The organism is Streptomyces sp. NPDC016851 (assembly GCF_055562795.1).
This window is the reverse complement of sequence record NZ_JBVHEP010000036.1, coordinates 69,983-84,050: the sequence shown is the minus strand read 5'-3', so window position 1 is coordinate 84,050 and position 14,068 is coordinate 69,983. Positions and strand designations below refer to the sequence as shown.

At 72.5% G+C, this 14,068-nt stretch carries 6 protein-coding genes; 4 read left to right on the top strand and 2 right to left on the bottom strand.

Going from position 1 to position 14,068, the window contains the following annotated elements:
- The 4 genes from ACZ3I3_RS38445 to ACZ3I3_RS38430 form a co-directional block, all read left to right on the top strand.
- The coding region (locus ACZ3I3_RS38445) for an amino acid adenylation domain-containing protein (protein WP_467372423.1) at positions 1 to 7,995 on the top strand (7,995 nt) is incomplete at its 5' end.
- Between the two features lie 23 nt (positions 7,996 to 8,018).
- Positions 8,019 to 8,720 carry a thioesterase II family protein gene (locus tag ACZ3I3_RS38440; RefSeq protein WP_467372422.1) on the top strand — a complete coding sequence of 234 codons (702 nt, stop codon included), beginning with the start codon at positions 8,019 to 8,021 and terminating at the stop codon, positions 8,718 to 8,720.
- An 8-nt stretch (positions 8,721 to 8,728) separates the two neighbouring features.
- Entirely contained in the window at positions 8,729 to 9,553 is an 825-nt protein-coding gene (locus ACZ3I3_RS38435) for a mycofactocin-coupled SDR family oxidoreductase (protein WP_467372421.1), read from the top strand.
- Positions 9,554 to 9,570: 17 nt separating this feature from the next.
- Positions 9,571 to 12,141, top strand: coding sequence for an amino acid adenylation domain-containing protein (locus ACZ3I3_RS38430; protein WP_467372420.1), 2,571 nt, complete (start codon positions 9,571 to 9,573; stop codon positions 12,139 to 12,141).
- Positions 12,142 to 12,146: 5 nt separating this feature from the next.
- Here the strand turns inward: ACZ3I3_RS38430 and ACZ3I3_RS38425 are convergent, their stop codons facing one another.
- Together ACZ3I3_RS38425 and ACZ3I3_RS38420 are read right to left on the bottom strand one after the other, a co-directional pair.
- Positions 12,147 to 12,815 (bottom strand): response regulator, encoded by a 669-nt coding sequence (locus ACZ3I3_RS38425; protein WP_307178914.1) that lies wholly within the window; start codon positions 12,813 to 12,815, stop codon positions 12,147 to 12,149.
- Entirely contained in the window at positions 12,812 to 13,945 is a 1,134-nt protein-coding gene (locus ACZ3I3_RS38420) for a sensor histidine kinase (RefSeq protein ID WP_467372419.1), read from the bottom strand. The genes ACZ3I3_RS38425 and ACZ3I3_RS38420 overlap by 4 nt, the downstream gene beginning before the upstream one ends.
- Positions 13,946 to 14,068 lie beyond the last annotated feature (123 nt).

Genomic DNA, 14,068 nt, shown 5'->3' with positions numbered 1-14,068 from the left:
AATGTCACGGTGTGGCGTGCCGGGGCTGGGGGTGTGGGGTGGGGGGTGCCGATCGGGCGTCCGGTGGCTCATGCGCGGGTGTTCGTGCTGGATGGCGGGTTGCGGCCGGTGCCGGTGGGTGTGGTCGGTGAGTTGTATGTGGCGGGTGCTCAGTTGGGGCGTGGGTATCTGGGGCGTGCGGGGCTGACGGCGGAGCGGTTTGTGGCGTGTCCGTTCGGGGTGCCGGGTGAGCGGATGTATCGGACCGGGGACCGGGTGCGGTGGTCTGCCGGGGGTGAGTTGGTGTTCGCGGGGCGTGCGGATGATCAGGTGAAGATCCGTGGGTTCCGGATCGAGCCGGGTGAGGTGGAGTCGGTCCTGGCGGGGCATCCGGCTGTGGCCCAGGCCGCGGTGGTGGTACGGGAGGACGCCCCCGGCGACAAACGACTGACCGGATACGTGGTCGCCGCCGCCGGCGTGGACGCCGTCACCCTGCCCGGGACACTGCGCTCCTACGCCGCCGAGCAACTGCCCGGCTACATGGTGCCCTCGGCGATCGTGGAGCTGGACGGCTTCCCGCTGACGCCGAACGGCAAGCTCGACCGCAAGGCACTGCCCGCCCCCGACTACGCGGCCGGTGCGGGCAGGTCGGCGGCCGACGCCCGCGAGGAACTGCTGTGCGGAGCCTTCGCCCAGGTGCTCGGCCTGCCGGCCGTCGGCGTGGACGACGACTTCTTCGCCCTGGGCGGCCACTCGCTGCTGGCGACGCGCCTGGTGAGCCGGGTACGGGCGGTGCTGGACGTCGAGCTGCCGATCCGGGCCCTCTTCGACACACCGACCCCGGCGGCCCTCGCGCGCGGGCTCGCTCACGCCCGGCCGGGACGCAAGGCGCTTCAGGCGCGGGAACGGCCGGAGCGGGCGCCGTTGTCGTTCGCGCAACGCCGGTTGTGGTTCCTCGGGCAGCTGGACGGACCGAGCGCCACGTACAACATCCCCCTCAGCCTGCGGCTGACCGGGGAGCTGGACCGGGCGGCGCTGACGGAAGCGTTCCGTGACGTGATCGAGCGGCACGAGGTCCTGCGGACGGTGTTCTCCCTGGCGGACGGGGAGCCGTACCAGCGGGTGCTGCCGGTCGACGACGCCGGGTTCGCACTGCGGGTCGTGGACGTCGCCGAGGACCGGCTCGAGGCCGCGGTGACCGAGGCGGCCGGGTACGCGTTCGACCTCTCCACGGAGATCCCGCTGCGGGCGTGGCTGTTCGCGACAGTGCCCGGGGAGCACGTACTGGTCCTGGTGGTTCACCACATCGCCGGTGACGCCTGGTCCATGGAGCCGCTGGCCCGCGACATGGCGGAGGCCTACGCGGCCCGCCGCGAGGAGCGCGCCCCCGCCTGGACGCCGCTGCCCGTGCAATACGTCAACTACGCCGTCTGGCAGCGCGAGTTGCTCGGAAACGAGGACGACGCCGACAGTGTCCTGGCGCGTCAGGTGGCGTACTGGCGCGATGCGCTCGCCGGTGCGCCGGAAGAACTGCGACTGCCCGCCGACCGGCCGCGGCCCGCCGAGGCCTCCACCCGGGGGCATGACGTGCCGGTGCTGGTACCCGCCGATCTCCACGAGCGGCTCGTGGAGATGGCGCGCGTCGAGGGCGTCACCGTCTTCATGGTGCTCCAGGCCGCACTCGCGACGCTGTTGCACCGCCTCGGCGCGGGCAGCGACGTCCCCATCGGGGCGTCGGTCGCGGGACGGACGGACGAGAACCTCAACGAACTGGTCGGCTTCTTCGTCAACACGCTCGTCCTGCGCACGGACCTGTCCGGTGACCCGACGTTCCGCGCACTGCTCGCGCGGGTCCGGGCGGTGAGCCTGTCGGCGTACGAGAACCAGGACGTGCCCTTCGAGCGGCTGGTCGAGGAACTGGCCCCGGCCCGCTCACTGGCCCGCCACCCCCTCTTCCAGGTCATGCTCACGCTCCAGAACACGGCCGGTCCCGGTGGCGGTCCCGCCGCGGAACTGCCGGGTCTGCGAACCGACACGCTGCCCATGGGACGTGCGGCGGCGAAGTTCGACCTGGACGTGTCCGTCGGCGAGATGTTCGACGCCACCGGCGCGCCGGCGGGGCTGCAAGGCATGCTGATCGCCGCCGCCGACCTGTTCGACCGGGACACGGCCGAGCGGATCGCGGCCTGCCTGGTGCGCGTCCTGGAGGCGATCGCCGCGGACACCGACGTGCGCCTGAGCGCGGTCGACGTGCTGGACGCGGACGAACGGCGGCTGGTCGTCGAGGAGTGGAACGACACACAGGCCCCGCTGCCCGCCCGGCTCCTCTCCGAGATGTTCGAGGCCCAGGCGCTGAGGACACCGGACGCGGTGGCGGTCCTGTGCGGTGACGTCCGGCTGACCTACGCCGAGCTGAACGCCCGGGTGAACCGGCTGGCGCGGCTGCTCGTACGGCGCGGTGTCGGCCCGGAGTCGCGCGTCGCGGTGTGCATGGCGCGTTCGGCGGACCTGCTCGTGGCTCTGCTGGCCGTACTGAGGGCCGGGGGCGCGTACCTGCCGATCGACCCGGGGCATCCGGCCGAGCGCATCGCGCTGATGCTCGACGACGCCCGGCCCGGGGTGCTCCTCACCGGCGGCGGTATCGCGGCAGTGGAGAACCGGCCGGAACGGCTCGCCGTGGACGATCCCGGTACGGTCGCGGAGCTGTCCGGCATGGACGACGGCCCCCTCACCGACGCGCAACGCCTCACGCCGCTGCTCCCGGACCACCCGGCCTATGTGATCTACACGTCGGGTTCCACCGGGCGGCCCAAGGCAGTCGTGGTCCCGCACGGCGCCATGGCGAACCTCGTCACGGCGATGGGCCGGCGCTTCCCGATGGACACCACGGACCGCCTGCTGGCCGTGACGACGGTGACCTTCGACATCCACGTCTTCGAGCTGTACGCCCCGCTCCTCGCGGGCGCCGGAGTCGTGGTCGCCCCGGACGGAGACGTGCGGGACCCGGCGGCCGTGGCCGAACTCGTCGACCGGTTCGGCGTGACCATGATGCAGGGCACCCCGGCGTTGTGGCACGCGCTGCTGACCGCGAACGCGGAGGTCGCGCGGGGGCTGCGGCTGCTCGTCGCGGGCGAGGCGCTGCCCGGGTCCCTCGCCGCCCGTATGGCGGCGGTCGGCAGCACGGTCACCAACCTGTACGGCCCGACCGAGGCGACGGTCTACGCGACGGCGGCCGATGTCGCGGTGGGGGCGGACCTGTCCCAGGTGCCGATCGGCCACCCGGTCGACAACACGCGGGCCTATGTGCTGGACGGCGCGCTCCAGCCGGTGCCGCCGGGGGTGTCCGGTGAGCTGTATCTGGCCGGAGCGCAGCTCGCACGCGGGTACCTGGAACGCCCGGGACTGTCGGCGGAGCGCTTCGTGGCATGCCCGTTCGGGCCCGCCGGGGAGCGCATGTACCGCACCGGCGACGTGGTGCGTTGGCGGACGAGCGGCGAGCTGGAGTTCCTCGGCCGGGCGGACGACCAGGTGAAGATCCGGGGATTCCGGATCGAGCTGGGTGAGGTGGAGGCCGTGCTGAGCGGCCACCCGGCGGTCGGGCACGCCGCCGCCGTCGTGCGGGAGGACGTCCCGGGCGACAAGCGGCTCGTCGCCTACGTGGTGGCCGGCGGCCCGGAAGCCGGCGATGTGGCGACAGCCGCGCACGCCCACGCGGCCGAGCGCCTGCCGTCGTACATGGTGCCCTCGGCGGTGGTGGCGGTGGACACGCTGCCGCTGACCGCGAACGGGAAACTCGACCGCAAGGCCCTGCCGGCCCCGGCGTTCACCTCCCGTGGCGGGCGGGCCGCGGCCACGGTCGGGGAAGAGCTGCTCTGCCAGGCGTTCGCCGAGGTCCTGGGCATCCCGTCGGTCGGTGTGGACGACGACTTCTTCGCCCTGGGCGGCCATTCGCTGCTGGCGGTGTCGCTGGTGGAATGGCTGCGGCAGCGCGGGGTGTCCGTGTCGGTGCGGGCGCTGTTCACGACGCCGACGCCGGCCGGACTGGCGGCGGCCGCTGGGCCGGAGACCGTGGTGGTGCCGCCCAACCTGATCCCGGACGACGCCACCAGGATCACGCCGGAGATGCTCCCGCTCGTCGATCTGAGCGAGGCCGAGGTCGGGCGGATGGTGGAGCAGGTGCCGGGCGGCGCGGCCGGCATCCAGGACGTGTACCCGCTGGCCCCGCTCCAGGAAGGCATCTTCTTCCACCACCTGATGCTCGGCCCGGACGGCACGGACGTGTACGTGACGCCCACGGTGATCGAGTTCGACTCACGGCGACGCCTGGACGATTTCCTCGACGCGATGCAGTGGGTGCTGGACCGGCACGACGTCTACCGCACCGCGTTCCTGTCCGACGGCCTTCCGGAGCCCGTTCAGGTGGTGCTGCGCCACGCCGAACTGCCGGTCGAGGAGGTGGCCCTGGACCCGGAGGGCCCGGACGCGGCCCAGCAGTTGACGGCCGCCGTCGGCGGCTGGATGGAGCTGGACCGGGCACCGCTGATGACGACGCACATCGCCGCCGACCCGCGAAGCGGCCGGTGGCTGTGCCTGCTCCGCGTCCACCACCTGTTGCAGGACCACACCGGCCTGCAGGTGATGCTCGACGAGCTGCGGGCCCACCTGCAAGGGCGGACCGCGCACCTGCCGAAGCCGCTGCCGTTCCGGGACTTCGTGGCGCAGGCCCGCCTAGGGGTTTCCCGCGAGGAGCATCAGCGCTACTTCGCCGGCCTCCTCGGCGACGTGACCGAACCGACCGCACCGTACGGGCTGGCCGAGGTACACGGCGACGGCACGGCGGTGACCCAGGCCGCCCTCCGGGTCGACGGCGAGCTGGCCGGGCGGCTGACGGACGTCGCCCGGTCGTTGGGCGTGAGCCCGGCGACGGTCTTCCACCTGGCCTGGGCGCGCGTACTCGCGGCCCTGTCGAGCCGCGACGACGTGGTGTTCGGCACGATCCTGTTCGGCAGGATGAACTCCGGGGCGGGTTCCGACCGCGTACCGGGCCTGTTCATCAACACGCTGCCGGTACGGGTGCGCCTGGCCGGCCTCGCGGTCGGGGAGGCGCTGACCGGCCTGCGGCACCAGCTCGCCGACCTGATGGTCCACGAGCACGCGCCGCTGGCCCTGGCGCAGGCGGCCAGTGGCCTGCCCGGCGGCAGCCCGCTGTTCACCTCGCTCTTCAACTACCGGCACAACCCGGAGGTGTCCGAGGAGGCCGCCGAAGCTCTGGAGGGCATGGAACTGCTGTCCGACCGCGACATCACCGACTACCCGCTCGCCGTGGCCGTCGATGTCGGAGGAGGCGGCTTCACCATCGCCGTGGACGCGGTGGCGCCCGTCGATCCCGCCGACGTCTGCGCGCTCCTGCACACGTGCCTGGCGAACCTGGTCACAGCCCTCGACGAGGCACCCGGCACCCCCTTGTCGGCACTGGACGTACTGAGCGAGGCCGAGCGGTCCGAGCTGGTCGAGGGGCACAACGACACCGCGGTCGCGATGGCGGACGCCTCGGTGCCGGACGTGTTCGCCGAGCGAGCGGCGGCCGCCCGGGACGCCGTGGCGCTGGTGTCCGGCGACGACGAGGTGACCTACGGCCAACTGGACGCGCGGACCGATGCGCTGGCGCGCGTGCTGATCGCGTCGGGCGTGGGACCGGAGACGGTCGTCGCCGTGCTGATGGAACGGTCCGTCGAGCTGGTGGTGACGCTGCTGGCGGTGCTGAAGGCCGGCGGTACGTATCTGCCGCTGGATCCCGGATGGCCGGTGGCGCGGATGCGCGCGGTGATCGACGATGCGAGTGCCCCCGTGCTGGTGGTGCGCGAGCAGGCGACCGAACACGAGCTGCTCGGAGTCACCGTGGTGCCGCTCGACACGCACGCGGATGCCGAGGCGCCGCTGCCCGCGTCGGTGGCTGCGGACGCGGCCGCGTACGTGATGTACACGTCGGGTTCGACGGGTGTGCCCAAGGGTGTGGTGGCCACGCACCGGGATGTGGTGGCGCTGGCCCGGGACCGGTGCTGGGGGGCGACGCCGAGGGTGCTGTTCCACGCCCCGCACGCCTTCGACGCGTCGTCCTATGAACTGTGGGTGCCGTTGCTGTCGGGTGGCACGGTCGTGGTGGCGCCGGATGAGGCGGTGGACGGAGCGGTGTTGCGTCGTCTGATCGCCGGTCACGGCTTGTCGCATGTGCATGTGACGGCGGGTTTGTTGCGGGTGCTGGCGGATCAGGATCCGGGCTGTTTTGCCGGTGTGGTGGAGGTGTTGACGGGTGGGGATGTGGTGCCGGCCGGGTCGGTGCGGCGGGTGCTGGAGGCCAACCCGGGTGTGGTGGTACGCCACCTCTACGGGCCGACCGAAGTGACCTTGTGCGCGACGCGGTACGAGGTCGGCGACGCCGGTGACCTCGACGGGGTGCTGCCGATCGGGCGGCCGCTGGACAACACGCGGGCCTACGTCCTGGACGGCGGGCTCGGCCCGGTGCCGGTGGGTGTGGCCGGGGAGCTGTACGTGGCCGGAGCCGGTGTCGCGCGGGGTTATCTGAACCGTCCGGGGATGACGGGTGAGCGGTTCGTGGCCTGCCCGTTCGGGCCGGCCGGGGAGCGGATGTACCGCACCGGGGACCTGGCCCGTTGGGATGCCGAGGGCCGGCTCGTGTTCGTGGGCCGGGCGGACGAGCAGGTGAAGATCCGTGGCTTCCGGGTCGAGCCGGGCGAGATCGAGGCTGTCCTGGCGGACCATCCCGCGCTCGCCCAAGCGGCCGTGGTGGTCCGCGAGGACACCCCGGGGGACAAGCGGCTGATCGCCTACCTGGTGCCCGCCGAGGCGGGAGCACCGGCTGCGGACGCGGTGCGGGAGTACGCCGGGGAGCGGTTGCCGTCGTACATGGTGCCGGCGGCTCTCGTGGAACTGGACACCCTGCCACTGACGGCCAACGGCAAGCTCGACCGCAAAGCCCTGCCCGACCCCCAGCTCGCGCACGGGACCGCCGACGCGGTGGCCCACGGGCCGATGGCGGCGGTCGAACAGGCCATGTGCCAGGCGTTCGCCGAGGTGCTGGGGCTGCCCGACGTCGGGGTCGACGACGACTTCTTCGCACTCGGCGGCCACTCGCTGCTGGCGGTGAGGCTGGTGCACCGGCTGGAGGCCCGGGGCATCACCGTCTCCGTCCGGGACGTGATGGCCGCCCCGACCGTGGCCGCCCTGCGGAACACGCTCAGCCTGTCGTCGATGCGGGACTCGCTCGGCGTACTGCTGACGATCCGCGGCGGCGGTGAACGACCGCCCCTGTTCTGCGTCCACCCCGCGGGCGGACTGAGCTGGTGCTACACGCCCTTCGCCCAGCACGCGCCGGACGATCAGCCCGTCTACGGGCTACAGGCCCGCGGCGTCGACGGCGAGGCGCCCTTCGCGGGCTCGCTGACGGAGATGGCCGCCGACTACATCGAGCAGATGCGCGCGGTACAGCCCACCGGGCCTTACCACATCGTCGGATACTCCTTCGGCGCGGCTCCCGCGCATGAGATCGCCGTTCAGCTGAGGGCGCGGGGAGAGGAGGTGGCCGCTCTGGTCGTCATGGACTCGTTCCCGATCGACGACGAGGTCACGGCCACCGGCGCCCGGGACGGCGCCACCGCCGACGGCGGCGACCTGTCCTGGGAGGATGCGATCCGCGCGGAGTTCGGCCACCTGCTCGGCGGATTCTCCGACGACGAGATCGCCTTCGTCGCGCGGACGTTCGAGAACAACACCCGGATCAGGGCCGCGCACACCACCGGCCGGTTCGACGGCGACACGCTGATCCTCACCTCGACCGACAACGCGCCGGAAGACGGACCCCTCACCGCGAAATGGGCGCCCTACGTCTCCGGTGAGATCACGGAAGTGTCCATTCCGTGCGGGCACGTGGACATGGTCCGTCCCGACATGATGGGCCTGGCGTGGCAGGCGATCTCGGCCTGGCTGGAATCCCGATGACCAAAGGAACGGAGAGAGCAGACATGCGACGGACATCCCTGCTGTGTGTCCCCTTCGCGGGTGCCGGCGCCTCGTTCTTCCACCCATGGGCGGCGCTGACGGACGGGAACCCGCGGATCGTGGCACTCCAGTTACCGGGCCGGGAGTGGCGGCTCTCCGAGAACCCGTACCGGGACGTGGCGCAGGCCGCCGCCGGGCTGTTCCCCGCCGTGACCGAGGAGATCAGCCCGGGCGACCGGGTCGCGATCTTCGGGCACAGCCTCGGTGCGGTGCTGGCGTACGAACTCGCCCACCTGCTGGCCGACCGCACCCAAGCCGACGTGGCGCGGCTCTTCGTGAGCGGCTCGCCGGGCCCCTGGACGCGGCGGACCAGGCGGGCCACCGGCCTGCCCGACGAGGAGTTCCTGCTGCGCGTCAAGGAGTTCGCCGGCTACGACCACGAGGCGCTGTCCGATCCGGACATGCGCCAGCTGATCCTGCCGACCCTGCGGGCGGACGTCGAGATGCACGAGAACTACGTCCCCGCCACGGACCGGCCGCTGCCGCTGCCCATCACCGCCGTGCGCGGCACCGGGGACGACCTGGTCACGGCCGAGCAAACCGGCGAATGGGCCAAGGCGACCAGCGCCGATTTCACCCAGGCCGAGGTGGAGGGCGGGCACATGTACATCGCCGAGGACCCCGGCAGCCTGCTGCGCCTGGTCGACGACGCACTCGCCCGTTAGGAGCGGCCATGCAGCTTGCCGGCAAGACCGCGATCGTCACCGGTGCCGCGCGGGGCCTGGGACGTGCCTGCGCGGTCGCCTTCGCCCGGGAGGGCGCCGATCTCGTCCTCCTCGACCTCTGCGCCGACCTGCCCGGCGTGCCGTATCCGCTCGGCAACGCGGGTCAGCTCGACCACACCGCCGAACTGTGCCGCGAGCACGGCGCCGCCGTCCTGGCCCGGCAGGCGGATGTCCGCGACCTCGCCGCTCTGCGGCACGCCGTGGACGACGCCCACGGCCGGTTCGGGCGTATCGACGTGCTGCTCAACAATGCCGGGATCGCCGCCCCTTCCGGCAAGCCCGCCGACGAGATCGACGAGGACGAGTGGCAGCTCATGATCGATGTGGATCTCTCCGGCGCGTGGCGCGCGATCAAGGCGGTCGGCAAGATCCTGAAGGCCCAGCGGGCCGGCAGCATCGTCAACGTCGCGTCCACGGCCGGGCAGGTCGGATACCGCAACTTCGCGGGTTACGTGGCGGCCAAGCACGGCGTCATCGGGCTCACCAAGGCTGCGGCCCTCGACTTCGCCCCGGTGAAGGTCAGGGTCAACGCCCTGTGCCCGGGCTCGGTCCGGGACGACGCGGCGGTGGAGGGCCGGATGCTGTCGGAGATCGCGAGGTCGCTTCAGGTGCCGGTCACGGAGCACGAGGAGGCGTTCGTCCAGGCGCAGCCCATGAACGCCCTGATCGAGCCGGACGATGTCGCCTCGGCCGCGGTCTGGCTCGCCTCCGACGGGTCCCGTCAGGTCACGGGATCGGTCATCACCGTCGACGGCGGGTTCACGGCCCGCTGAACCGCAGGGAGTGGGACGTGGTCACCTTCCAGTCAGGCGAGGACGCCGGTCAGTGCCACGCGCTGCGCGTCCGCCTCGAAGCCTCCGACAGCGTGGACGTGCCCTGGGTGGAACAGGTGCCCTTCGCGAGCGACGAGCCGGGCGCCGAGCGCCGCCGCGAGCGCGAGGTGTACCGGCCGGTCGACGCCGACCGTGGATCGCGCACCGTGCTGATCCGCTACACCGACGGCCCGGCCGACCTCGTCGTCGTGGCGCACCGGGCCGCGTTCGACCAACGGGCGTTACGCCGCCTGGCGGCCGCGGTGCGCGACGGCGGGGAGCCTGTGCCGGCACGAGCAGACCCGCCGGGAGACTTCGACCACGCACCCTCCTGGGGGCTGGGCGACCGGAGTCAGGGGAATGCCTCGGCAGGACACCTGGTCACGCTGCCCGAGGGGACGTCCCGTGATCCGGCGGGCTGGCAGGCGGCGCTCGCCGTCGTGCTCTCCCGGTACGAGCCGGAACGACCGCCGGTGGTCGCCGCGCTGGACACCGGCGAACGGGGCGGCCTCCCGCCGGCCGGGGCCGTGAGCGCCGGGCTGGTCTTCGACCTGGGCGGCGAGGGGGAGTACGTGCCGTGCCTGGCGCCCGTCTTCCCGTTGACGATCACAGTCGGCGAGGACGGCCTGCGCTGCGACCACAGACTCGACCGCGTGAGCGAGCCGATCGCGAGACAGTTCGTCCGCCATCTGGCCGAGGCGCATCGGCAGCTCACCGGCCCGTGCGACCTCTTCGACGCGGCGGAACGCGATCGGATACTGCGGCTGGGGCGAGCGCCGCGGCCGCCGCGCGGCACGCCGCGTCGGATCCCGGACGTGATCGCCGAGAGGGTCGCCGAGCATCCCGACGCGGTCGCGCTCCTCGACGAGGACCTCCCGGTGACCTACCGCGAGCTCGACCGGTGGTCCGACCGGCTCGCCCACGGTCTGCGCGCGGCCGGGGTGAGCGACGGGACCCTGGTCGGCGTCTGCCTGGAGCGATCGGCGGACCTCGTGGCGGTCCTGCTGGCCGTGCTCAAGGCCGGGGCGGTCTATGTGCCGCTGGATCCGGCGTATCCGGTGGAACGTCTCGCCTACACGGTCGCGGACTCCGGCCTGAGCGTCGTGGTCACCGAGCCGGAGGGGTTCCCCGGCTCCCCGGGCGTCGACGTGCTCACGCCCGCACAGGTGCTGGGGCTGGGCGACGACCAGGCGGACGGTCCGCCCGTGACCGGCACCGGACCCGAGGACCCGGCGTACGTGATCTACACCTCGGGGTCCACCGGCAGACCCAAGGGGGTGATGGTCCCGCACGCCAACGTCGTCGCCCTGATGGACGCCACCCGCGACGACTTCACCCTCGGCGCCGCCGATGTGTGGACGTTTTTCCACTCCGTGGCGTTCGACTTCTCGGTCTGGGAGATCTGGGGCTGTCTGATGACCGGCGGCCGTCTCGTCGTCGTCCCGTACTGGGTGTCCCGGTCGCCCGAGCAGTTCCACGACCTCGTCGCCGTCCACGAGGTCACCGTGCTGAGCCAGACACCGTCCGCCTTCGCCCAACTCGCGGAGGCCGACCGCGCCAGGGGCAGGCGGCTCGCGGTGCGGCTGGTGATCTTCGGCGGCGAGCCGCTGGACGCCCGGAGCCTGCTGCCGTGGCTCGACCGGTACCCCGAATCCCGCTGCCGCCTGGTCAACATGTTCGGGATCACCGAGACCACCGTGCACGTCACCGCCGAGACCGTCACGCGACGACTCGCCCTGGCCGGCTCCCGGTCCGTGGGCAGGGCGCTCCCTGGTTGGCGGGTGTACGTCCTGGACGCGGCGGGGCGACTCGCGCCTCCCGGGGTGGCCGGCGAGATCCATGTCGGCGGCGCCGGGGTGGCGCTCGGTTATCTGCGGCGCCCGGAGCTGACACAGGAGCGGTTCCGCCCCGATCCGTTCGGCGGCGGGCTGATGTACCGCACCGGAGACCGGGGGCGGTTGCGGCCGGACGGCGCGCTGGAGCATCTGGGACGGCTCGACAACCAGGTCAAGTTGCGGGGGTTCCGCATCGAGCTGGACGAGATCCGTTCGGTGCTGGCCGAGTGCCCCGGGGTGACCGCGGCTGCCGTGATGCTGCGTCAGGTGGATCCGAACGACGCGGCGACCGGCCGGCTCGACGCCTACGTGGTCCTCTCCGAGGGCTCCACCGCGGGCGTGCGGAAGCGGGCCGCCCGGATCCTCCCCGACTACATGCTGCCCTCGACCGTCACGGCTGTGCCGGCGCTTCCCATGACGGCGAACGGAAAGGTCGACCTCGCCGCCCTGCCCGAACCGGCAGCCTCCTCCTCCCGCGGGAGGGAAGAGCCGGCGGGGGACGACGACCTCTCCGGCGAGTTGCTGACGCTGTGGGAGCAGCTCTTCGGCTTCACCGTGAGCCTGTCCGACAGCTTCTGGGAACTGGGCGGGAACTCACTGCTCGCCGTCAGGATGGCCTCGATGATGCGCGAACGGGGCCTGCCGCCCCTGCACATACGCGTGCTCTACCTCAACCCGACGGTGCGGGAGCTGGCGGTCGTGCTGAGGGAGTGACCGGCTTACTCGGAGGTGCTCTCGACGACGCGGTTCTCCCAGGCCCAGACGGCGATCTCTGTTCGGTTGCGCACCCCGAGCTTGGTCTGGATGCCCGACAGGTGGCTCTTGACCGTGCTGAGCGAGATGAACAGCTCGGCGGCGATCTCCTGGTTGGTGCGGCCGCGCGCGATGGCCTTGACGACCTCCAGCGCGCGTCCGGACAGCTGCGGAGTGTCCTTGGCGCGGCCCCGGGGCATCGCCTGGGTCTCGTTCAGGTGCTTCAGCAGCCGCAGGGTGACCGACGGCGAGACCAGCGCCTCGCCGTTGTAGGCGGCGCGGACGGCTTCGATGAGCAGGGCGGGACCGGCGTCCTTGAGGACGAACCCCGCCGCGCCGCCCCGCAGTGCCCCGTACACGTAGTCGTCGAGGTCGAACGTGGTGACCACGATGACCCGGATCGGATCGGTCACCCCCGGGCCGGCCAGCGCGCGGGTGACCTCGATGCCGTCGAGCCGGGGCATCCTGATGTCCACCAGACAGACGTCCGGCCGCAGCCGCCTGGCCATGGAGATCGCCTCGACGCCGTCCTCGGCCTCGCCGAGGACGGAGATGTCGGGTTGATCCTCCAGGATCAGCCGCAGGCCGCGGCGGATCATCGCCTGGTCGTCGGCGAGCAGGACCTTGATGGTCATCCGGGCTCCCTGGTGGGGACGGGCAGGGTCGCCCGCACGGACCAGCCGACGCCTGGCCGGGGCCCGGCGCACAGTGAGCCGCCGAGCGTCTCGACGCGTTCGCGCATGCCGATCAAACCGTACCCGCCGCGGTGGTGGGGGCGGGGGGCGTTCGGCGGGGCGTCGTCGGCGACCTCGACGGTGACGGTCTCGGTGTCGCGGCTGACGGTGACGTCGATGGCGCGGGCGTGCTGCGCGTGCCGCAGGACGTTCGTCAGGGCCTCCTGGACGATGCGGTACACGGTGCTCGTCACCTCGGGCGGCCACTCGGTGTCGTCGTCCGGTGCGTGCAGGCGCACCTTCGGGCCCTGGCGGCTGAAGCGCTCGACCAGCGTGCTCAGCCCCTCCGGCCCGGGCGAGGCGGGCGCGGCGTCGTCGGTGTCGCGCAGCAGGCCGACCACCCGGCGCATCGCGGCCATGGCTTCGAACCCGGCGGCCTCGATCTCGGTCAGCGAGTTCGACACGTTCTCCGGGTCCCGGCGGGCCACGACCTGGGCGGCCTGTGCCTGGATCAGCATCCCGGTGATGTGGTGGGCCACGATGTCGTGCAGCTCCCGGGCCAGCTCCAGCCGTTCGGACCGGCGGACCCGTTTGGCGTTGGCCTTCGCCCGGTCGTCGAGTCTGCGCAGCGACAACCCCACCCCGAGCGCGGCCAGCCAGGCCACCAAGGCGATGGCCGTGACGGCCGTCGCCGGCCGGGACACGAACTGGGCGGCCACCAGCAGGAGTCCGCAGCCCGCGATGGCCCCGGCCCGCACCGTCGGCAGCACCCGGACCGCGGATCCGATGAGCACCGCCAGGCCCAGGGCGATGGACGGGCCGAGCCCGGCGGGGAGTTGGACGTCCGGCAGCAGGGGGACGACGAAGGCCACCGCGGCCACGACGAGGCCCGCGACCGCCGTCCAGGTCCGCCCCCGATGACGCATCAGAGCGAGCCCGCACACCACCACCGCGGCAGCCGCGCCGGGCACCCAGGACGCGGCTCCCCAGGTCTGCGCGAGGGCGACGGCCTGGATGGCGATCGCCGCGAGGAACGTGACGCCGAGTCCGACCGTGGAGACGCCCTTGGCCCATGGGTTCGGAATGGTCACGTTGATCAGGCTACCGAATCCGGGCCCGCGGTCCGCCCGGTTCGGCGGGGCCGCGGGCGGGGTGCCGGGTGGCTCCGCGGTGCGGGCGGTGTGCTGGGCGGCGCTCATCGCGTTCAGATCTCC

Excerpts from the sequence above, each read along its gene's own strand:
- ACZ3I3_RS38425 (WP_307178914.1), bottom strand. The coding sequence starts at position 12,815 with ATGACCATCAAGGTCCTGCTCGCCGACGACCAGGCGATGATCCGCCGC.
- ACZ3I3_RS38435 (WP_467372421.1), top strand. The coding sequence starts at position 8,729 with ATGCAGCTTGCCGGCAAGACCGCGATCGTCACCGGTGCCGCGCGGGGC.
- ACZ3I3_RS38440 (WP_467372422.1), top strand. The coding sequence starts at position 8,019 with ATGCGACGGACATCCCTGCTGTGTGTCCCCTTCGCGGGTGCCGGCGCC.